The organism is Luteimonas sp. MC1895 (genome assembly GCF_016457215.1).
Taxonomy (GTDB): Bacteria; Pseudomonadota; Gammaproteobacteria; order Xanthomonadales; family Xanthomonadaceae; genus Luteimonas.
The window spans coordinates 852,972-873,059 of sequence record NZ_JAEMDY010000001.1 but is presented as its reverse complement, the minus strand read 5'-3'; the positions used below and the strand labels follow the sequence as shown (position 1 = coordinate 873,059).

The following is a 20,088-nucleotide window of genomic DNA, read 5'->3' as shown; positions in this document are numbered from 1 at the left end:
AATGCACCCCGCACCCCCCACCCTGCCGTGTACCGGCGAGCCCGCGGAGCGCGCGCCATGGGCGTAATCGCCCTGCCGCTGCGCCAGCCGTCCACCCTGGCTGGCCGGCTCACCGCATGGCGGCCGGCGATGACGGTCGACGCCCTCGCGCTCTGGGCGAGCCTGTATTTCGCGATCGCCTGCAACCTGCCGTTCTGGCGCGCCGTGGCCGCGACCGGAGCGCTCCCGGGCCTCGCCGGCCTGATGGCCACGACCAGCCTGTTCGTGCTGGTGGTCGCGCTGCAGGCCTTCCTGCTGTGCCTGCTGCTGCACGGCCGCCTGGCCAGGCCGGTGCTGGCGGCGCTGCTCGTGCTGGCCGCGGTGTGCGCCCATTTCTCCAGCGCCTACGGGGTCTATTTCGACACCGACATGGTGCGCAACGTCCTGCACACCGACGTCCGCGAAGCCGGCGAGCTGCTGGCCTGGAGCACGGTGCCGACGCTTGCCGTGCTCGCCGGCCTGCCGCTGCTGGTGCTGTCGCGCATCCGGCTCATCCGGCGGCGGCCGGCGCGCGCGGCGCTCGCGCGCCTGGGCTGGATGCTCGCGCTGGCACTGGTCGCCGCCGGCAGCGCGCTGGCGGGCTTCCAGGACCTGTCGGCGCTGATGCGCAACCATCGCGAGCTGCGCCACCTGATCGTGCCCGGCAACGTCGTCGTGGCCAGCGCCACCCTGCTGCGCGACCAGGCGCGGACGCCGCCGCCGCGCAGGCCGCTGGGTCGTGATGCCGTGCTGGCCGCCCGGCCCGATGGCGCGCGGCCGCGCCTGCTGGTGCTGGTGGTGGGCGAAACGCTGCGCGCGCAGAACTGGGGCCTCAACGGCTACGCGCGCCAGACCACGCCGCGGCTCGCCGATTCGGCCGCCGTCAACTTCCCCGATGTCACCGCCTGCGGCACCAGCACCGAGGTCTCCCTGCCCTGCATGTTCTCGCCCGATGGCCGCGCCGGCTACGACAAGGCGCGCCTGGCCAACTCGGAATCGCTGCTGCACGTGCTCGAGCACGCCGGCGTGCACACCCTGTGGCGCGACAACCAGTCCGGCTGCAAGGGCGTCTGCACCGGCCTCGCCTTCGAATCGACCCGCACGCGCGCGCCCGGCGGCTGCGGCGCCGATGAATGCCACGACGCGGTGCTGCTCGACGGCCTGGACGCGGCCATCGACCGCTGGCCGGGCGACCAGGTGATCGTGCTGCACCAGCTCGGCAACCACGGCCCCGCCTACCACCGGCGCACGCCGGCGCGCCTGCTCCGCTACGCGCCCACCTGCGACACCGACGACCTCGGCCACTGCAGCCGCGAGCAGGTGGTGAACAGCTACGACAACGCGGTGCTGGCCACCGACGACCTGCTGGCCGACGTGATCACCCTGCTGGCCCGCCGCGACGAGCGCGACACCGCCCTGCTCTACCTGTCCGACCACGGCGAATCCCTGGGCGAGAACGGCCTGTACCTGCACGGCCTGCCCTGGGCGATCGCCCCGGACACGCAGAAGAAGGTACCGATGCTGGCCTGGCTGTCGCCGGGCATGGCCGCGGCGCGGCAGACCAGCCTGGCCTGCCTGCGCGGGACCGCCGCCACGCCCGCGAGCCACGACGACCTCTTCCACTCGGTGCTCGGCCTGTTCGACGTGCGCACCGCGCTCTACGACCGCGACCACGATGTCTTCTCGGGATGCAGCCCATGACCATGAACCTTGCCCACCCGCGACGCCCGCTGGCGCCGGCCCTCAGCGTGGTCGTGCCAGCCTGCAACGAAGCCGGCAACCTGCCCGGCCTGCTCGACGAGATCGATGCCGCCCTGCGCGACGTCGCCAGCTACGAGGTCATCTGCGTCGACGATGCCTCCGACGACGACACCGTCTCTGTCCTGGCGGCCTGCGCCGCCGCCAGTCCGCAGCTGCGCGTCCTCCGTCACCGGTCCCGCAGCGGCCAGAGCGCGGCGCTGCGCAACGGCGTCAAGGCCGCGCGCGCCGACTGGATCGCCACCCTCGATGGCGACGGCCAGAACGATCCCGCCGACCTGCCGCGGCTGCTCCTTGCACGCGAAGGCGCGGGCGCCGACGTGCGGCTGTTCGCGGGCTGGCGCGTGAAGCGCGAGGATTCCGCCAGCAAGCGCTGGGCGTCGCGCATCGCCAACGGCATCCGCGCACGGCTGCTCGGCGACGCCACGCCGGACACCGGCTGTGGCATCAAGCTGTTCGAGCGCGACGCCTTCCTCGACCTGCCCGCGTTCGACCACATGCACCGCTTCCTTCCGGCGCTGATGCAGCGCGCGGGCTGGCGCACGCTGAGCGTGCCGGTCAACCACCGGCCGCGCCTGCACGGCCAGAGCAAGTACGACAACCTCGGCCGCGCGCTGGTCGGGATCAGCGACCTGCGCGGCGTGCTGTGGCTGCTGCGGCGCCGGACCTGCGCCGTCGCCGAAGAGCGCATCGCGCGCGATGTTGAGGTGCTGCCATGAACGAGACCATCGCCGCCCTGGATTGGACCGGCATCGCGGTCACGCCGTGGAAGCTGATCGGCCTGTTCGGCGCGCTGCTGTTCGGCGCGCGCTGGCTGGTGCAATTCGGCGCCTCGCGGCGCGCCGGGCGCGCGGTGGTGCCGCGCAGCTTCTGGGTCATCAGCCTGTGCGGCAGCGCGATGACGCTGGCGTACTTCCTCTTCTCCGACAAGCAGGACGCGGTAGGCGTGCTGCAGAACCTGCTGCCGGCACTGACCGCGGCGTACAGCCTGAGGCTGGAGCTGCGCACCGCGCGGCCGGCGGCGCCTCAGGCGGATTCGAACAGCGGCGGCTGGACCGGCGCCTCTTCCGGATCGCGGAAGCCGGCAAGCCCGACGCCCGCCAACCGGTAGCGCGTCTGCGCCGGCAGCTGCACGCGCTCCTGCAGGGCCAGCGCGATCGCGGTGAACTCCTCCAGCGAGGCCGGCGGCAGGTCCGGCGTGTGGCTGCGGGTCAGGATGCGGAAGTCGGAGGTCTTGAGCTTCAGGACCACCGTGCGTCCCACCCGCGGGGTGCGCCGCGTGGCGTCCCAGGCCTTGCCCGCGAGCCGGCGCAGCGCGTCCTCGAACGCGTACAGCGGCAGGTCCTGCTCGAAGGTGTCCTCGCTGGAGATCGACTGCACCGGCTGGTCGGGCTCGACCGGGCGCTCGTCGATGCCGCGCGCGCGCCGGTACAGCCCGGCGCCGAAGCTGCCGAAGCGCGCCTGCAGCTCCTCCAGCGCGAAGCCGCGCAGGTCGCCCACGGTGGCCACGCCGATGTCGGCCAGCTTCTTCGCCATCACCTTGCCCACGCCGGGGATCTTCGAGACCGGCAGCGGCGTGAGGAAGGCCTCGACCTGCCCGGGCTTGACCACGAACTGGCCGTCTGGCTTGTTCCAGTCCGAGGCGATCTTGGCCAGGAACTTGTTGGGCGCGATGCCGGCCGAGGCGGTCAGCGACGTCGCCTCGCGGATCTCGGCGCGGATCCTGCGCGCCGACTCCGTGGCGCTCGGCGAGGCGATCTTCGGCACGGTCACGTCGAGGTAGGCCTCGTCCAGCGACAGCGGCTGCACCAGGTCGGTGTGCGCCAGGAAGATCTCCCGGACCTGCTTCGACGCGGCCTTGTAGCGGACGAAATCCGGGGGCACGAAGACCGCGTCGGGGCACAGGCGCTCGGCGCGCACCGCCGGCATCGCCGAGCGCACGCCGAACACCCGCGCCTCGTACGACGCCGCGCACACCACCGAGCGCGCGCCGCGCCAGGCCACGACCACAGGACGGCCGCGCAGCGACGGATCGTCGCGCTGTTCCACCGACGCGTAGAAGGCGTCCATGTCGATGTGGAGGATCTTGCGCATGCCGCGCATTATCCCCCCACCCCCCTGTAGGAGCGGCTACAGCCGCGATAGCCGCAATGCCCGCGATGCCTCGATGCCCGCGATGCCTGCGCCTGCGATACCTGCGATGCCCCGGTTCCGCCAATCGCGGCTGTAGCCGCTCCTACAGGGGTTGGGGCGGTGCGACGGGGAGGGTGACCAACATCAGCGTGGCGTCGTCCGGGTCGGGGACCACCTTGAAGCCGAGCCGCCGGCACATGGCGAGCATGGTGCTGTTCTCGCGCAGCACCTGGCCTTCGATCATCTCCAGCCCCATCCAGCGCGCGACCCCGATCATCTCCTGCATCAACTTCCAGCCCAGGCCCGCGCCCTTCAGGTCGGAGCGCACCATGATCCCGTACTCGCCGCGGCGGAAGTCGGAGTCGGCCAGCAGGCGCACGGCGCCCAGCATCTCGCCCGACTCGACGTCGATCGCCACCAGGGCCATCGAGCGCGCGTAGTCCAGCTGCACCAGCCGGGCGATGAAGTCGTGGCTGAAGTCACGCACGGCGCGGAAGAAGCGCAGGCGCAGGTCATCGGCGCTGACGTGCTCGAAGAAGCGGCGGAACATCGCGTCGTCCTCCGGGCGCACCGGGCGCACGAAAGCCGCGCGGCCATTGGACAGCTGGAGCGTGCGCTCGAGCTCGGTCGGATACGGGAACACCGCGAAGCGCGGGTGGCCGCGGCCGCGGTGCAGGCGCCTGGACGGCGCCAGCGCGATCCGCGCATCCAGCGCGACCGCGCCGCCGGCGTCGACCAGCAACGGGTTGATGTCGACTTCGCGCACTTCGGGAATGTCGGCCGCCAGCTGCGCCAGCTTCACCAGCACCAGGGCCAGCGCGCGCTCGTCGGCCGCCGGCACGTCACGGTAGGCGCGCAGGATGCGCGACACCCGCGTGCGCCCGATCAGCTCGTGCGCCAGGCGCAGGTCGAGCGGCGGCAGCGCCAGCGCTTTGTCGTCGATCAGCTCCACCGCGGTGCCGCCGCGGCCGAACACCACCACCGGGCCGAACACCGGATCGTCCGCGATCCCGGCGATCACCTCGCGCGCCTTCGCCCGCAGCACCATCGGGTGCACGCTGACGCCGTCGATGCGCGCGCCGGGCCGCAGCGCCCGCGCGCGGGCGATGATCTCCGCGGCCGCTTCGTGCACGGCGGCGGCGCTGTTGAGGTGCAGGCGCACGCCATCGACGTCGGACTTGTGCGCGATGTCCGGCGACAGCACCTTGACCGCCACCGTGCCCCCGCCCGCGAGCAGCGGCTGCGCGGCGGCCACGGCGGCCTCCGGGCTCGCGGCCAGCACGGGCGTGGCGATGTCGATGCCGTAGGCGGCGAGCAGGCGTGCGGTGGCTTCGGGGTCCAGCCATTCGCGGCCCTCGGCCAGCGCGCGGGCGACCAGTGCCTGCGCGGCGTCGCGATCCACCGCGAAATCCTCCGGCAGGCTCGGCGGCGTCTCCATCAGCGCGGCCTGCGCCTCGCGGTGGCGCACCAGGTACATGAAGCCGCGCACGGCCTCGGCCTCGCTGGCATAGGTCGGCACGCCGGCGCCGCCGAGGAGTTCCGAGGCGCCGCGGTCGTCGCCCAGCCACAGCGCCAGCACCGGCTTCTTCGCCGTGCCGCGTGGGCGGGCGGCCAGCACGCGCACCGTGGCCTCGGCGGTCTCGAGCGGATCCGACAGCACCGTGGGCACGTTGACCGCGAGCACGGCATCGTTGCCGGGATCGTCGAGCAGGGCCGCCAGGCCCGCGGCGTAGCGCTCGCCATCGGCGTCGCCCAGCAGGTCGACCGGGTTGCTGCGCGACCAGCCGCGGGCGAGCTCGCCGTCCAGCCGCGCCACGGTCGCATCGGCCAGCTTCGCCGGCCGCCCGCCGAGGTCCTGCAGCCGGTCGAGCGCAAGCAGGCCGGTCCCCGCGCCGTTGGTCAGCACCGCCAGGCGCTTGCCCGGCACGCTGCCGAGGTGCGACAGCGTCTCGGCCGCGGCGAACAGCTCGTCGAGTGCGTGCACGCGCAGCAGGCCGGCCCGGCGGAAGGCGGCGTCATAGACCGCGTCGGGCGTGGCCAGGGTGGCGGCGTGGGTCGCCAGCGGGCCCTCGCGCCGCGCGTGGCGCCCCGGGCGCACCACCACCACCGGCTTGCCGCGCGCCGCCGCGCGTGCCGCCGACAGGAACTTGCGCGCGTCGCGCACGCGTTCGAGGTAGAGCAGGATCGCGCGGGTGTGGCGGTCGGTGGCGAACCAGTCGAGCAGGTCGCCGAAATCGACGTCGACGGCGTCGCCCAGCGAGACCACGGCGGAAAAGCCCAGCCCGCGCGCGCTGGCCCACTCGATCATCGCCGCCCCGATCGCACCCGACTGCGACACCAGCGCAAGGTCGCCTGCGGGAGGCCGGTGCGCGGCGAAACTCGCGAACAGCTTCGAATGCGGCGCGATCACGCCCAGGCAGTTCGGCCCGACCACGCGCAGCCCGCGCTCGCGCGCGATCGCCTGCAGCGCCTCGTTGTGCGAACCGGGGCCCTCGCCCATGTCGCGGGTCAGCACGATCAGCGCGCGCGCGCCGGCGTCGGCGGCGCGCAGCGCCACCCGTGCCACCGTGGCCGGCGGCGTGGCCACCAGCACCAGCTCGGGCGCGAAGCCGAGCGCGTCCAGGCGCGGCGCGGTCGCCACGCCTTCAAGCTCCGGATAACGCTTGTTGACCACGCCGATGCGGCCATGGAAGCCGCCGTCGATGACCTGACGCAGCACCAGGCGACCCAGCGAACGTTCGCGCGGACTGCCGCCCACCAGCGCCACCGAGGCCGGCGAGAACACGGATCCGAGCGCGTAGGTACCCATGGATGGACGACCGGCCTCGAGGGGGACCCGACGATACCACCGCCTCCGGTGCAGCTCGCTTGACGCAGGACGCGGCGCTGTCCAACCTTCCGCGATGACGATGATGCTGGTCCGCAACGCGGACGTGTACGCCCCCGCGCCGCTTGGCCGGCACGACCTCCTGGTGGGCGGCGGCAAGGTGCTGTGGATGGGCGCGGACACAGCGGCGCTGCCCCCGGGCTTCGCTGCGACCGTCGTCGACCTCTCGGGCGCGCGCCTGGTGCCCGGTTTCATCGATGGCCACGTGCACGTGACCGGCGGCGGCGGCGAGGCCGGTTTCGCCAGCCGCGTGCCGGCGCCGATGCTGTCGCGCTACACCCGCGGCGGCGTGACCACGGTGGTCGGCCTGCTCGGCACCGACGACGTCGCCCGCGGCACGCGCGAGCTGGTCGCAGCCATCAACGGCTTGCGCGAGGAAGGCCTGTCGGCCTGGGGCCATGCCGGCGGCTACCACCTGCCCCCGGCGACGATCACCGGCAGCCTGCGCGCGGACCTCGCCTTCATCGACTGCCTCATCGGCGTGGGCGAGCTGGCGATCAGCGACCACCGCTCCAGCCAGCCGACGCTCGACGAACTGCTGCGCATCGCCTCCGAGACCCACGTGGCCGGGCTGATGACCGGCAAGGCCGGCATCGTCCACCTGCACCTGGGCGATGGCGCCCGCGGACTGGAGCTGGTGCGCCGCGCGCTCGACCAGAGCGAGCTGCCGCCGCGCGTGTTCAACCCGACCCATGTCAACCGGCGGCGTGCGTTGTTCGACGAAGCGATCGAGCTCGCACGGCGCGGCTGCTGCATCGACATCACGGCCTTCCCGGTGGCCGACGGCGAGGACGCCTGGAGCGCGGCCGACGCGCTGGTCCGCTATCTCGACAGCGGCGCGCCGCGCGGGCGGGTGACCGTCAGCTCCGACGCCGGCGGCTGCCTGCCCTGCTTCGACGAGCAGGGCCGCGTCTGCAGCATGGACGTCGGCCACTCGGGCGCGCTCATCGAGACCCTGCGCGAACTGCTCGCGCGCGGCGTCGCGCTCGAGGACGCGCTGCCGGCATTCACCTGCAATGTCGCCGACCTGCTGCGCCTGCCCGGCAAGGGCCGGATCGCGGTCGGCGCCGACGCCGACCTGGTGGCCCTGGACGCCGACGGCGCGATCAGCGACGTCTTCGCGATGGGCCTCCCGCACCTGCGCCAGGGGGCCGTCGTGCGCCGTGGTACGTTCGAAACGCAAGACACCTGAACAGCGGAGCCATTGATGCCAAGCAAACCCGTCAACGGGGAGCAACGCGGCTGGATCATCCCGATCGGCGGTGCCGAGGACAAGGACACCAACCCGCGCATCCTGTCGCGCTTCGTCGAACTCAGCGGCGGCGATGACGCCGACATCGTGGTGATCCCGACCGCCAGCCGACTCAAGGACAGCGGGCTCAACTACGAGGCGCTGTTCCGCGAGATGGGCGTGGCCGAGGTCGAGGTGATGGATTTCGACACCCGCCGCGACGCGCAGGAACCAAACCGCGTGCGGCGCCTGGCCGAAGCCAGCGGCATCTTCTTCACCGGCGGCAACCAGCTGCGGCTGTCGACGATCCTGGGCGGCACCGACGTCGCGCGCACGGTGCGTTCGGCCAACGCCCGCGGCGTCACCGTGGCCGGCACCAGCGCCGGCGCCGGGATCCTCAGCGAGCACATGATCGCGTTCGGCAAGGAGGGCTCGTCGCCCAGGGCCAGCAGCGTGCGCCTCGCGCCCGGGCTGGGCCTGACCAACCGCTTCATCATCGACCAGCATTTCCGCCAGCGCGACCGCCTCGGCCGCCTGACCGCCGCGCTGGCCTACAACCCGTTCGCGATCGGCATCGGCCTGGACGAGGACACCGCCGCCTTCATCTCGCCCGACGACACGCTGGAGGTCGAAGGCAGCGGCGCCGTGACCGTGGTCGATGCCCACGACCTGCAGTTCTCCTCGATGGCCCACGCCGACGAGGACGAGCCGGTCTGCATGCTCGGCCTGGGCGTGCACATCCTCATCGCCGGGGCCACCTTCAACCTGCACACGCGGCGCGCGTCCGCCGGACGACTCGCCACCCGAAAGACCTGACCCAGGGACACAACCTGCATGCGCATCCTCGAACGCTCCGTCTACGTTGGCCCGTCCCTGCATGCGCACTTCCCGGTGATCCGGCTGCTGCTCGACCTGGGCGAGCTGGAACAGTGGCCCACCGCGCGCCTGGGTCGCGGCTTCATCGACGGCCTGGTCGCGGCGCTGCCCGGACTGGCCGAGCACGGCTGCTCCTATCGCGAACCCGGCGGCTTCGTGCGCCGCATGCGCGAGGACGAGGGCACGTGGCTGGGGCACGTGCTCGAGCACGTGGCGATCGAACTGCAGAACATCGCCGGCGAGGACGTCACCTTCGGCAAGACCCGCAGCGTGGACGACCGGCCCGGCGTCTACACCGTGGTCTACGAATACACCCAGCGCGAGGAAGGCATCGCGGCCGGCGAGCTGGCGATGCGCCTGGTCGCGTCGCTGCTGCCGGAGTCGCTGCGTCCCGCCGGCAGCGTGCCCGACGACTGGGCCTGGGAGGAGGCGCGCGACGGTTTCATCCGCTATGCGCAGCGCCGCGCGCTCGGGCCGTCCACCGCCTCGCTGGTGCGCGCGGCCGAGGAACGCGGGATTCCGTGGCTCAGGCTCAACGAGCGCTCGCTGGTGCAGTTCGGCCACGGCCGCTACCAGCAGCGCATCCAGGCCACGGTCACCGGGCGCACGCCGCACATCGCGGTGGAGCTGGCCAGCGACAAGGAAGAGACCAACAAGATCCTCGGCTCGCTCGGCCTGCCGGTGCCGCGGCAGGTGCTGGTGACCAGCCAGACCGACGCACTGAAGGCCGCGCGCCGGCTGGGCGGCCCGGTGGTGCTCAAGCCGTACAACGGCAACCACGGCCGTGGCATCACCATCGACATCACCGGCGACGACGAGATCCGCGCCGCCTTCGTCGCCGCGCAGGAGCATTCGCGCTCGGTGATCGTCGAGACCTTCCAGCCCGGCGACGACCACCGCCTGCTGGTGGTCGACGGCCAGCTGGTCGCGGCCACGCGGCGCACGCCCGGGCACGTGGTCGGCGATGGCCGCAGCACCGTCGCCGCACTGCTCGATGAGGTCAACCGCGACCCGCGCCGCGGCGTCGGCCACGAGAAGGTGCTGACCCGCATCGAACTCGACCGCGAGGCGGCGCTGATGATGGCGCGCGTCGGCTACGACGAGGATTCAGTACCCAAGGACGGCGAAGTCGTCTACCTGCGCTCGACCGCCAACCTGTCGACCGGCGGCACCGCGACCGACGTCACCGACAGCATCCATCCCGACAACCGCGAGATGGCGGTGCGCGCGGTGCGCGCGATCGGCCTGGACGTGGGCGGGGTGGACTTCATCACCCCGGACATCTCGGAAAGCCATCGCCGCATCGGCGGCGCGATCTGCGAGGTCAACGCCGCGCCCGGATTCCGCATGCACGTGGCGCCCAGCGAGGGCACCGCGCGCGATGCCGCCGGCCCGGTGATCGACATGCTGTTCCCGCCGGGCTCGCCTGCGCGCGTGCCGATCGCCGCGGTGACCGGCACCAACGGCAAGACCACCACCGCGCGCATGCTCGCGCACATCGCCAAGATGGCCGGCCACACGCCGGGCCTGACCACCACCGACGGCGTCTACATCGACGGCCAGCGCACGGTCGAGGGCGACATGACCGGGCCGGTGTCCGCGCGCATGGTGCTGCGCGACCCGACCATCGACCTGGCGGTGCTCGAGACCGCGCGCGGCGGCCTGCTGCGCGCGGGCATGGGCGTGACCGAGGTCGACGTGGGCGCGGTGATCAACGTGCAGTCCGACCACCTGGGCCTCAAGGGCATCGACACCCTGGAACAGCTGGCCGAGATCAAGCGCATCGTGGTCGAGGTGGCCACCGGGTGCGCCGTGCTCAACGCCGACGATCCCAACGTGCTGCGGATGTCGGGCTACACCAAGGCGCGCACCATCTGCTACGTGACCATGAATCCGGGCCACCCGCTGGTACGCGAGCACGTGCGCGCCGGCGGCCGCGCCTGCGCGCTGGAAGAAGGCGTCAACGGGCACATGATCACGCTCTACGACAAGGGCAGCCACATTCCGCTGATGTGGACCCACCTGGTCCCGGCGACGCTCGAGGGCCGGGCGCTGCACAACGTGCAGAACGCGATGTTCGCCGCGTCGATGGCCTTCGCGATGGGCATCCGGCTCGACGACATCCGCCACGGCCTGCGCACCTTCGACACCACCTTCTTCCAGGCCCCGGGCCGGATGAACGTGTTCAACGAGCACCCGTTCAAGGTGCTGTTCGACTATGCGCACAACGCGCACGCGGTCGGGGTGATGGCCGACCTCGCGCAGCGGCTGGACGTGGAAGGCCGGCGCATCGTGGTGGTGGCCGGCCCCGGCGACCGCCGCGACGAGGACATCGTGGCGATCGCCAATGCCGTCGCCGGCCGCTTCGACCACTACATCTGCCGGCGCGACGACGGGCTGCGAGGCCGCGACGGCGACGAGGTGCCCAACATCATCGCCCGCGCGCTGCGCGAAGCCGGGGTCGCCGACGATGCGATCTCGGTCATCCCCGACGAACAGGCGGCGATCGACGCCGGCCTGCGCATGGGCGCGCCCGGCGACCTGCTGCTGGTGTTCGCCGATGCGCTGGCGCGCTCCTGGAAGCAGATCACCAAGTTCCGGCCGGAGGGCACCGCCGAGGCATCGCCCAGGGCGGTGCTGCCGCCGCCGCTGCCCGGCGCCGACGCCGTGCCGGCGTTCGAGTTCGAAGGCCTGGTGCGCGAGGAGCGCGGCCTGGTGTTCGCGCCGGACGAGGACAGCGACTGACTCCGGCCGCGACGATGAGCACCCCGCCGCCGTTCGACGACTCGCGCCGCCTGACCGGGCCCAACCTCTATTTCGCCGGCACCGGCGCGGTGCTGGAGACCGGCATCGGCGCACCGGTCGCGCCCGCGCTGCTCGACGCCTGGCGCCACGCCATCGCCCGCGCACGCGCCGCGCTGGACTGGCCGGAGGGGCCCACCCTCGCGCGTGAACATGCCACTGGCGCGAGCCTGGCCTTCACCGCGCCCGCCGATGCGCTCTATGCCGCCACCGAGGTCAACGAGTGGGCCTGGCTGTCCGCGCTGGCCGGCGCCGGCCTCGACATCGGCGAGCCGGCGCTGCAGCCGGGCCACGCGCCTTCCGGCGACGCGGGGGCGGCCCTGCGCATCCTGCGCGCGGTCGCGGCCGCGGAGCACCTGCCGCGCCTGGCCGCGCTGCGCCGGGCGGCGATGGTGCACGCGCTGCCGCTGCTGCTCGACGACGAGCAGCTGTCGATCGGCATGGGCAGCGGCAGCAGGACCTGGGACAACGCCAGCCTGCCCGCGCCCGACGAGGTGCCGTGGGAGGCGCTCCACGCCATCCCGGTGGCGCTGGTCACCGGATCCAACGGCAAGACCACCAGCGTCCGCCTGCTGACCGCCATCGCGATGGCCCACGGCTGGCACACCGCCAACAGCTGCACCGACGGCCTGTACCTCGACGGCGGGCTGATCGAGGAAGGGGACTATTCCGGTCCGGGCGGCGCGCGCGCGCTGCTGCGCCACCGGCAGGCGCAGGCAGCGATCCTCGAGACCGCGCGCGGCGGCATGCTGCGCCGCGGCCTGGGCGTCGAGCGCGCCGACGTCGCCTTGGTCACCAACGTCAGCCCCGATCATTTCGGCGAGTACGGCATCCACGACCTCGACGGCCTGGCCCAGGTCAAGCTGACCGTGGCGCGTGCGATCGCCGCCGATGGCACGGTGGTGCTCAACGCCGACAACGCCCTGCTGCGGCGGCACGCGGACTCGGTCCCGGCCCAGCTCGCCTGGTTCTCCTGCGACGACGACCATCCGCTGCTGCGCCAGGCCCGCGCCGACGGACGCGGCAGCTGCGGCGTGCGCGAGGGCCGGCTGCTGCTGTTCGACGGGACCCGTTCGCACGACCTCGGTGCCCTGTCCGACATGCCGCTGACCCTCGGCGGGCTGGCCGCCCACAACGTGCAGAACTGCGCCGGCGCCGCGCTGGCCGCCAGTCGCCTGGGCATCGGCGCGGAGACCATCGCCACCGTGCTCGGCCGCTTCGGCCGCGCGCACGGCGACAACCCCGGGCGCCTGCAGCGCTGGACCCTGGGCGGCGGCATCCAGGCCTGGGTCGACTACGCGCACAATCCCGACGGGCTGCAGCACCTGCTGGAGCTGGTGCGGCGCGCCCACGTCGGGCCCGGCCGCCTGCACCTGCTGCTGGGCCAGGCCGGCAACCGCAGCGACGCCGCCATCGCCGAGCTTGCCGCCACCGCGGCGGCCTTCGCCCCGGAGCGCATCGTGCTCAAGGACATGGATGGGGCCTACATGCGCGGGCGCGCCAGCGGCGCGGTCCCCGGGGTGCTGCGCGCGGCCCTGCTGGCCAGCGGCGTGCCGGCCGACGCCATCACCGAGTGCCTGGACGAGGTCGCCGCGGCGCGCATGATCCTGGCCGACGCGCGCGCCGGCGACAGCCTGGTCCTGCCGGTCCACGGCAGCGCCAGCCGCGCGCGGGTGGTGGCGCTTCTCGACCGGCTGCAGGACCAGGACTGGGCACCTGGCCAGCCCTTGCCCGTGGAGCCGGCCGGCGCCTAGTCCCGGGGCGGTCCGCAGCGTCTCGAACGCAGCGTCCGGGCCGTGCACGCGGCCGTGAAGGCCGGTTGGCTTACGATGGCCCGACCCGGCATGCAAGCGCATCCCGCCCCCTCGTCCGACGCCCGCGCAGGGCGTCCACTCCGGAGGACCGACATGGTCTCGACCGCCCCGCGCCGGCATGCACCGGCTTTCCATCCTCTCCATGCGCTGCTCCTCGGCGGTGCACTGGCCCTCTTCCTCGGCGGCCTGCTCAGCGACATCGGCTACTTCCGCACCTACGAGATCCAGTGGAACAACTTCGCGTCCTGGCTGATTGCCGGCGGCCTCGTGGTCGCGGGCGCGGCCCTGGTCTGCGCGTTGATCGGCCTCGCGCCGTCGCGCCGCACCCGCGGTTCCCTGCTCCACTTCGTGCTGTGGCTGGCGACCTGGATCGTCGGCTTCTTCAACGCGCTGATGCACGCGCGCGACGCCTGGGCCAGCATGCCAGGCGGCCTCGTGCTGTCGGTGATCACCGTCGTCCTCGCCATCGTCGCGACCTGGTTCGCGGCCAGTGCCCCGCGTATCGGAGGTGTCGCATGAAGCGCCTGAGCCTGCTTGCCGTGGCCACGTCGGCCATGGTGCTTGTCGCCTGCAACCCCGAGCCGGGCCCGATGCAGTACGGCAGCGATGTCGACCTGCCCGAACCCAAGCGCGGAATCCTGCCGCAGATGGTGATCGCCGATCCGTCCGAGTGGGGCGACCGCGTGCCGGTGGTGCCCGAGGGCTTCGAGGTGCGTGCGATCGCCACCGGCCTCGGCATCCCGCGCCAGACCCTGGTGCTGCCCAACGGCGACATCCTGGTGGCCGAGGGCCGCGGTGGCAACGCGCCCAAGCTCAAGCCCAAGGACGTCATCGCCGGCCCGATCAAGGCCAAGGGCACCACCGGGGTCCAGAGCGGCAACCGCCTGACGCTGCTGCGCGACGCCGATGGCAATGGCGAGTACGAAGTACAGACGGTGTTCGCCGAGAACCTCAATGCGCCCTATGGCATGGCCCTGATCGGCGATGACCTGTACGTGGCCAACCAGGACGCGGTGGTGCGCTTCGACTACCAGCCGGGCATGACCCAGGCCAGCGCCGGCGAACCCGAGGTGCTGACCCTGCTGCCGTCGGAGATCAACCACCACTGGACCAAGGCCATGACGGCCAGCGCCGACGGCCGCTTGCTGTACGTCGGCATCGGCTCCAACAGCAACATCACCGAGCGCGGCATGCTCGCCGAGCAGGACCGCGCGATGATCTGGGAGATCGACGTCGCCAGCGGCATGCATCGCCCCTACGCGACCGGCCTGCGCAACCCCACCGCGCTGGCGATCCAGCCCGGCAGCGGCCAGCTCTGGGCCGTGGTCAACGAGCGCGACGAGATCGGCCCCGACCTGGTGCCGGATTACCTGACCTCGGTGCGCGACGGCGGCTTCTACGGCTGGCCCTGGGCCTACTGGGGCAACCATGTGGATACCCGCGTGAAGCCGGAGAACCCGGAGAAGGTCGCCGCCTCGATCACGCCCGACTACAGCCTGGGCGCGCACGTGGCCTCGCTGGGCGTCGACTTCTCCAGCCCGGTGATGGGCCCGGAGTTCGCCGATGGCGCCTTCGTCGGCATGCACGGCAGCTGGAACCGCCCGGACCCGTCCGGCTACAAGGTGGTGTTCGTGCCGTTCCGCAACGGCCGCCCGGCCGGTGACCCGATCGACTTCGCCACCGGCTTCCGCGACGACGACGGCACCACCCGCGGCCGCCCGGTGGGCGTGACCGTGGATCCGCGCGGCGCGGTGATCATCGCCGACGACCTGGCCAACATCATCTGGCGCGTCTCGCGCGTGGGTGGTCCGGCGGTGTCGCCGGGGGCCGCCGTGGATGGTTCCACGGCCCCGGGTGATGCCACTACGGGTGCCGAAGCCGGTGCGAGTACCGAAGGCGCCGATGCGCCTGCCGACCCGGGCACCGCGCCGGACGCGCAGCCCTAGCCAGCGTCCGGCCCGCCGGCCGGAGGGCGCAGCGCCTTCCGTGCCGGCCGTGGCTTCGCCCGTTTCCGCGCCGGCTTCGTGCCGGCGCTTCCGTATGCGGCGTCCGCAGCGGGCGCCAGCTGCAGCGCCTGCAGCGCGGCCAGTGCGTCGACATAGGCGGTGAAGTGGCGCAGGTAGTCCGGCGACTGCGCATGCATCAGCCGGAACATGCGCAGGACCAGCGCGCGCGAATTCAGAGGTCCGGCGTCCGCCGGGGCCGGCGCCAGCGCGCGGCGGATGTGCTCGCGATTGCGCAGCGCGCCCGCTAGGGCGTGGATGCCGGTGAGGGCCGGCAGCTCCGGCCACTGGGCCGCGCCCGGCAACCCGGTGACCGCGGCATCGGCCTCGCGCGCCTGACGCCAATCCGCCAGCGCATCGAGCAGTCCGCCGATCGCGGACGGTTGTTTCGATCCCTCGTGCATGGCTACGGGGCTTCGGCAGTCGTGGCCACAGGGGCAGGCGCGGGTGTGGGCGGTGTCGAGGGTGCCTGTGCGGGTGCTGCGGGTGCTGCTGTCGGCGCTGGCGCTGGCGCTGGTGCCGAGGCCTGCGCCTGCCGCGGCCGCGGCATCGGGGCCATCTCCACGCGGCGGTTGCGCGCGCGGCCTTCGGCGTCGTCGTTGCTGGCCACCGGCTGTTCGGCGCCGAAGGCCGCGGCGAACACCGACGAGGCCGGCACGCCCTGCGCCACCAGCGCGCGGGTGACGGTGAGCGCGCGCTGCGCGGACAGCTCCAGGTTGTCGGCGAAGCGGCGGTTGCCGCCGTGCACCGGACGGTCGTCGGTGAAGCCGCTGACCATCAGGATCTCGTCGCGCGCGGCGAGGAAGCCGGCAAGCGGACCGGCCAGCGTGTCCAGGAGCGCCTCGCCCTCCGGCTGCAGCCGGTCGGAATTGAGCGCGAACAGCACGCTGCCGCTGATGCCGATGCGCCCGTCGACCAAGGTGACGCGGCCCGCAGCCAGCGGCCCGGCCAGAGCCTGCTCCAGCGCCTCGCGGCGCTGCTGCTCGACCTCGCGCTGCGCCACCTCTTCCGCCAGCTTCGCCTCCAGGTGCAGCTGCGCGCCGATCACGCCGACGAGGATCAGCACGAACACGCCCAGAAGCACCGACATCAGGTCGCCGAACGCGGCCCAGACCGGCGCGCCGCCATCGTGTTCGACCTCGAGCTCGTGGCTCACGCGGTCGCGCCCGGGAGCTGCCGCAGCTCGCCGATGATCTGCTGCTGCGCGAGCACGCTCAGGTCGACCAGCTCGCGGGCCTGGGCGACGTAGTACGCGAGCTGTTCGTCGCCGCGGGTGCCGGCGGCCTCGAGCGCCGCGGCGATGGCGTCCAGCCGCTCCACGAGCTGAGCGTTGCGCTCGCCGAACTGCTCGACCGCGCCACCGAGTGCCTCGCCCAGGCGCGACACACCTTCGGCATTGGCGTCGACGCGGCGCACTGCGGCTTCGATGGCACCGGTGCCCGCGTCCACGCGGGCGTCGAAGCGCGCACCGGCCGTCTCCAGCAGGCCCGACGTGGTCGACACCAGGGCATCGATCGCGCCGCGCTGCTCGGTGGAGGCGTGGTTCACGGCTTCGAGCAGGGTCGCCAGCGTCTGCATCAGTTGCGTGCGCTCGGCCAGCATTTCGGTGTCGCGGACCATGCTGTCGGAGAGCTTCTGGCGCAGCTCGGCCACCACCTCGGCGGCCGCGCGCGGCGCTTCGGAGGCGGCTTCGACCAGGGTGGAGATCTCGGCGATGGTGGCGGCGGCGCGCGCCTGCGACTGCGCGCCGATGTCGGCGGCAGCCCGGGCCAGCGCATCGGCTACCGAGGCCTGCTGCAGGGCGGCGGCTTCGGCGGCCTGCACCAACTGCTCGCGCTGTGCTTCGGCCATCGCTTCAAGCTCGGCGCGCCAGGCGGCGAAGCGTTCGGCGTCCTGCCCCGCGAGTGTGGACTGCTGCAGCGCGTGCGCGGATTCCAGCGCCGACTGCTGGCGCGCATGCGCGGATTGCAGCTCGGAGAGCAAGGTGGCGGCCTGGGCCGCGATGGCTTCGCCGGCGGCATCAAGTGCGGCGCGCTGACGCTCCGCCATGGCGTCGTGCTGCAGCTGCTGGGCGGCCAGTGCCTCGCGGTGATGTCGGGCCAACGCATCGTGCTGCGCCTGCTGCGCGGCCAGGGCCTCGCTCCATCCGGTGCCGATCTGCTGCGTGGCGGCTTCCAGGCGATTGGCGACGCTGTCCACCAGCTGGCTGCTGCGGGCGGCGAAGCGGTCGCCTGTGGCATCCAGCGTGCCGCGGAGGGTCTCGCCCAGGGCCTGCTGCGAGGCCGCCTGCGCGGCCAGCGCGCGCTCCCACAGCGCACTGGCCGCGGCGGCATTGGCCGCCAGTCCTTCGCCCACGGAAGCCAGCTGGCGCTCCACGGCGTCGGCCACGCGGCCGTTGAGCTGCACCGCCTCGCGGGCCACGGTCTCCATGGCGGTGGCGACCGCCGGCTGCACCGCCTCGGCCGCTGCGCGCGCGCTGGCGGCCGCGCCCTGTTCGAGCGCCTCCGACAGGCGCGCGGCGAGCCGCTCCCACGCCTGGCTCGACGCGCCGTGGAACGCGTCCTGCTGGGCCACCTGGCGCGCATGCGCCGCCTCGGACTGGCGTTCCAGCGCCAACATCATCGCGTCCATGCGCTCGACCAGGGTCGGCACCGCCTCGGCCTGCAGGGCCATCAGCCGCAGCGACTCATCGCGCTGGTGGGCACGCGTGTGCACGCGCAGGCCGTCGGCGGCAACCGCATCGAGCACGCGCACCGTGGCGGCGCGCTCGCGACGGACCAGCGCCGCAAGCAGGCCCAGTGCCGCCGAGGCGGCCACGCCCGCGATCGACGTGCCGAACGCGACGCCCAGGCCCTCCACCGGGGCCGCCAGCGCACCGCGCACCGCCTGCAGGTCGCTGGCCGACTGCAGGGCCAGGCCCGTGCCACGCAGCGTGACCAGCATGCCCAGCAGGGTCCCGAGCATGCCCAGCAGCACCAGCATGCCGACCAGGTAGGGCGCCAGCGCGGGCGCCGGCAGCGGCGCCTGCCCGCCTTCGATGCGCTGCCGCACCGCACTGCGCAGCGACGGGTCCAGGCGTTCGAGCCATGCGACGAAGGCCTCCGGCCCGGGCGGCGCCTCGAGCGCGGCAGCCAGGCCTGCGGTGGCGCGGCCGTAGCGGTGCAGCTCGACGCCGCCGGCGGCGTACAGCCCGGCGATCAGCACGGTCACCAGCAGCGCCAGCGTGTGGCTGCCGACGTAGCCGGCGCCGATCCAGGCCACCACCAGCAGGCCGAGGGCGAAGACGGCGGGTTTCAGCAAAGGTCTGTTCATGCGCTCGGACTTGAAGTGCGAAGCGCCGCCAGCAGGGCTTCGATGGGTTGGAAGCGGAGGTCGAGCTCCGCCAAGAGCACCTGGCGCGCCTCGGCACGGAAGTGGTCGCGCCAGGGCAGCGGCGCCTGGCCGCCGGCATCTGAATCGGCGGCGGCTGCGCGTGCATGCAGTTGTTCGAACCGCACCACCAGCGATGGCACCAGCGGCGCCAGCAGCGCGTGCTCGCGCGGCGCAAGCACGCCTTCCATCACCGCATCCGCCGCCGCCAGGCGCGCCGCGCCACCGCCGCGCTGCGCGAGACGCTCGCGCAGCTCGCCGCGCAAGCGGCCGGTGGTCGCCTGCAGGTCACGCTGCAGGCCCTGGCAATGCTGCCGGATCGCGACCGCGCCGGCGTCCGCGCTGCCGTCGCCACCGGCCCGCGGGTGCAGCGGTCGGGTCCAGTCGCGGCTGTCCTCGAGGATCGCAGCCTCCAGGGCGTCACGCGCTGCGCGGCTTTCGGCCTCGAGGCCGGCATCCGTCGCCTCAGCGCACGGCAGGCTGGCCGGCGGCGCCGCGGGTTGCGGACGTGGCAGCTCCCAGGTCGCCGCGGGGGCGTCGTCCGCGGCCGGATCGTCATCGAGCGCGCGCGACAGGGCGACCGCGCGCTGCCAGTCCAGCCAGTCGCCGAGCACGTCGGCTGGCGCCGTCTTCGGCGGGGCCGGGCACGCCTGGCCCGCCAGCCGGGCGCTCAGCCTGGCGAGGGCGGCGCCGGAGATGGGCGCGCGGGTCGGGTCGGGATGCATGCGGATGGCCAAAACGCCTATTTTAACCCCTTGGCCTGGGCAGGTCGCCGCGCGAGGGACCGGCGCAAGGGCGCGCCCGGCCAGCCGGCACATCGAACATATGGCGTTGACGCGTCGGCATCACCCCGATATGTTGTGCCCGTCGGTTCCGGCAGGCGCTACCTGCCGGATGAAAAGGGAAGCCGGTGACGCCGTTCCGAACAGGATCGGCCAGTCCGGCGCTGCCCCGCAGCGGTAACTGGGAACGACCCCGCCATACAGCACTGGAGCCGCCACGGCCCCGGGAAGCGGCGGGCAAGGTGGAGGCCACGCGCCTCCGTGCCCATGAGCCCGAAGACCTGCCGACAGCCGCGCGCAATGCACGCCGCGCGGTGCCGGCTGCGGAATCTCCGGGGGGAGATGGCTGGCGACGCATGCGCGCGGGCCTCCCAATGCCGGGAGGTCCGTCGCCGCCGCTGCGACGCCGCCTGTC

14 protein-coding genes, 1 pseudogene and 1 riboswitch are annotated in these 20,088 nt (G+C 73.1%); of the genes and pseudogenes, 9 read left to right on the top strand and 6 right to left on the bottom strand.

The features are described 5' to 3' along the window. Positions 1 to 57 precede the first annotated feature (57 nt). The 3 genes and pseudogenes from JG616_RS03815 to JG616_RS03805 all read left to right on the top strand — a co-directional run. Positions 58 to 1,719 carry a phosphoethanolamine--lipid A transferase gene (locus JG616_RS03815; RefSeq protein ID WP_199391722.1) on the top strand — a complete coding sequence of 554 codons (1,662 nt, stop codon included), beginning with the start codon at positions 58 to 60 and terminating at the stop codon, positions 1,717 to 1,719. 2 nt (positions 1,720 to 1,721) lie between these two features. Further along, entirely contained in the window at positions 1,722 to 2,495 is a 774-nt protein-coding gene (locus tag JG616_RS03810) for a glycosyltransferase family 2 protein (RefSeq protein WP_199391957.1), read from the top strand. Next, a pseudogene (locus tag JG616_RS03805) lies at positions 2,492 to 2,782 on the top strand (lipid-A-disaccharide synthase N-terminal domain-containing protein); the annotation flags it as partial. The gene JG616_RS03810 and the pseudogene JG616_RS03805, both read left to right, overlap by 4 nt. Positions 2,783 to 2,802: 20 nt before the next feature. On the opposite strand, the gene dinB reads toward JG616_RS03805, so the two are convergent. Further along, complete coding sequence (dinB, locus tag JG616_RS03800; RefSeq protein WP_199391720.1) at positions 2,803 to 3,870, bottom strand: DNA polymerase IV; 1,068 nt, start codon at positions 3,868 to 3,870, stop codon at positions 2,803 to 2,805. A 142-nt stretch (positions 3,871 to 4,012) separates the two neighbouring features. Beyond that, positions 4,013 to 6,718 (bottom strand): bifunctional acetate--CoA ligase family protein/GNAT family N-acetyltransferase, encoded by a 2,706-nt coding sequence (locus JG616_RS03795; RefSeq protein ID WP_199391719.1) that lies wholly within the window; start codon positions 6,716 to 6,718, stop codon positions 4,013 to 4,015. Positions 6,719 to 6,821: 103 nt separating this feature from the next. Between JG616_RS03795 and iadA the strand changes: the two genes are divergently transcribed. The 6 genes from iadA to JG616_RS03765 all read left to right on the top strand — a co-directional run bounded on the left by iadA (position 6,822) and on the right by JG616_RS03765 (position 15,465). Beyond that, positions 6,822 to 7,988: a beta-aspartyl-peptidase gene (gene iadA, locus JG616_RS03790; RefSeq protein WP_199391718.1), complete on the top strand. Its 1,167-nt coding sequence runs from the start codon at positions 6,822 to 6,824 to the stop codon at positions 7,986 to 7,988. Positions 7,989 to 8,003: 15 nt separating this feature from the next. Next, positions 8,004 to 8,843, top strand: a complete 840-nt coding sequence (locus JG616_RS03785; RefSeq protein WP_199391717.1) for a cyanophycinase — start codon at positions 8,004 to 8,006, stop codon at positions 8,841 to 8,843. 18 nt (positions 8,844 to 8,861) lie between these two features. Then, entirely contained in the window at positions 8,862 to 11,648 is a 2,787-nt protein-coding gene (gene cphA, locus JG616_RS03780; RefSeq protein WP_199360120.1) for a cyanophycin synthetase, read from the top strand. A gap of 14 nt (positions 11,649 to 11,662) precedes the next feature. After that, positions 11,663 to 13,459 carry a Mur ligase family protein gene (locus tag JG616_RS03775; protein ID WP_199391716.1) on the top strand — a complete coding sequence of 599 codons (1,797 nt, stop codon included), beginning with the start codon at positions 11,663 to 11,665 and terminating at the stop codon, positions 13,457 to 13,459. Between the two features lie 153 nt (positions 13,460 to 13,612). Beyond that, positions 13,613 to 14,038 (top strand): DUF2231 domain-containing protein, encoded by a 426-nt coding sequence (locus tag JG616_RS03770; RefSeq protein WP_199391715.1) that lies wholly within the window; start codon positions 13,613 to 13,615, stop codon positions 14,036 to 14,038. After that, the gene (locus JG616_RS03765; RefSeq protein ID WP_199391714.1) at positions 14,035 to 15,465 is read left to right on the top strand and encodes a sorbosone dehydrogenase family protein; all 1,431 of its coding nucleotides are present in this window, start codon (positions 14,035 to 14,037) and stop codon (positions 15,463 to 15,465) included. Before JG616_RS03770 ends, JG616_RS03765 begins: the two co-directional genes overlap by 4 nt. Here JG616_RS03765 and JG616_RS03760 read toward each other — a convergent pair. From JG616_RS03760 to JG616_RS03745, 4 genes are read right to left on the bottom strand one after another with little or no spacing between them, the layout of a single operon-like run. Then, entirely contained in the window at positions 15,462 to 15,926 is a 465-nt protein-coding gene (locus JG616_RS03760; protein ID WP_235972861.1) for a DUF2894 domain-containing protein, read from the bottom strand. The genes JG616_RS03765 and JG616_RS03760 overlap by 4 nt on opposite strands. Before the next feature lie 2 nt (positions 15,927 to 15,928). Further along, the gene (locus tag JG616_RS03755; RefSeq protein WP_199391713.1) at positions 15,929 to 16,678 is read right to left on the bottom strand and encodes an OmpA family protein; all 750 of its coding nucleotides are present in this window, start codon (positions 16,676 to 16,678) and stop codon (positions 15,929 to 15,931) included. After that, positions 16,675 to 18,834 carry a DUF802 domain-containing protein gene (locus tag JG616_RS03750; protein ID WP_199391712.1) on the bottom strand — a complete coding sequence of 720 codons (2,160 nt, stop codon included), beginning with the start codon at positions 18,832 to 18,834 and terminating at the stop codon, positions 16,675 to 16,677. The genes JG616_RS03755 and JG616_RS03750 overlap by 4 nt, the downstream gene beginning before the upstream one ends. Then, complete coding sequence (locus tag JG616_RS03745; RefSeq protein WP_199360853.1) at positions 18,831 to 19,616, bottom strand: DUF3348 family protein; 786 nt, start codon at positions 19,614 to 19,616, stop codon at positions 18,831 to 18,833. The genes JG616_RS03750 and JG616_RS03745 overlap by 4 nt, the downstream gene beginning before the upstream one ends. A 126-nt stretch (positions 19,617 to 19,742) precedes the next feature. Beyond that, positions 19,743 to 19,977, top strand: a riboswitch (cobalamin riboswitch). The last annotated feature ends 111 nt before the right edge of the window (positions 19,978 to 20,088 follow it).

Bases quoted from the DNA above. Each gene is read 5' to 3' on its own strand.
- JG616_RS03815 (WP_199391722.1), top strand. From the start codon at position 58: ATGGGCGTAATCGCCCTGCCGCTGCGCCAGCCGTCCACCCTGGCTGGC.
- JG616_RS03810 (WP_199391957.1), top strand. From the start codon at position 1,722: ATGAACCTTGCCCACCCGCGACGCCCGCTGGCGCCGGCCCTCAGCGTG.
- dinB (WP_199391720.1), bottom strand. From the start codon at position 3,870: ATGCGCAAGATCCTCCACATCGACATGGACGCCTTCTACGCGTCGGTG.
- JG616_RS03795 (WP_199391719.1), bottom strand. From the start codon at position 6,718: ATGGGTACCTACGCGCTCGGATCCGTGTTCTCGCCGGCCTCGGTGGCG.
- iadA (WP_199391718.1), top strand. From the start codon at position 6,822: ATGCTGGTCCGCAACGCGGACGTGTACGCCCCCGCGCCGCTTGGCCGG.
- JG616_RS03785 (WP_199391717.1), top strand. From the start codon at position 8,004: ATGCCAAGCAAACCCGTCAACGGGGAGCAACGCGGCTGGATCATCCCG.
- cphA (WP_199360120.1), top strand. From the start codon at position 8,862: ATGCGCATCCTCGAACGCTCCGTCTACGTTGGCCCGTCCCTGCATGCG.
- JG616_RS03775 (WP_199391716.1), top strand. From the start codon at position 11,663: ATGAGCACCCCGCCGCCGTTCGACGACTCGCGCCGCCTGACCGGGCCC.
- JG616_RS03770 (WP_199391715.1), top strand. From the start codon at position 13,613: ATGGTCTCGACCGCCCCGCGCCGGCATGCACCGGCTTTCCATCCTCTC.
- JG616_RS03765 (WP_199391714.1), top strand. From the start codon at position 14,035: ATGAAGCGCCTGAGCCTGCTTGCCGTGGCCACGTCGGCCATGGTGCTT.
- JG616_RS03760 (WP_235972861.1), bottom strand. From the start codon at position 15,926: ATGCACGAGGGATCGAAACAACCGTCCGCGATCGGCGGACTGCTCGAT.
- JG616_RS03750 (WP_199391712.1), bottom strand. From the start codon at position 18,834: ATGAACAGACCTTTGCTGAAACCCGCCGTCTTCGCCCTCGGCCTGCTG.
- JG616_RS03745 (WP_199360853.1), bottom strand. From the start codon at position 19,616: ATGCATCCCGACCCGACCCGCGCGCCCATCTCCGGCGCCGCCCTCGCC.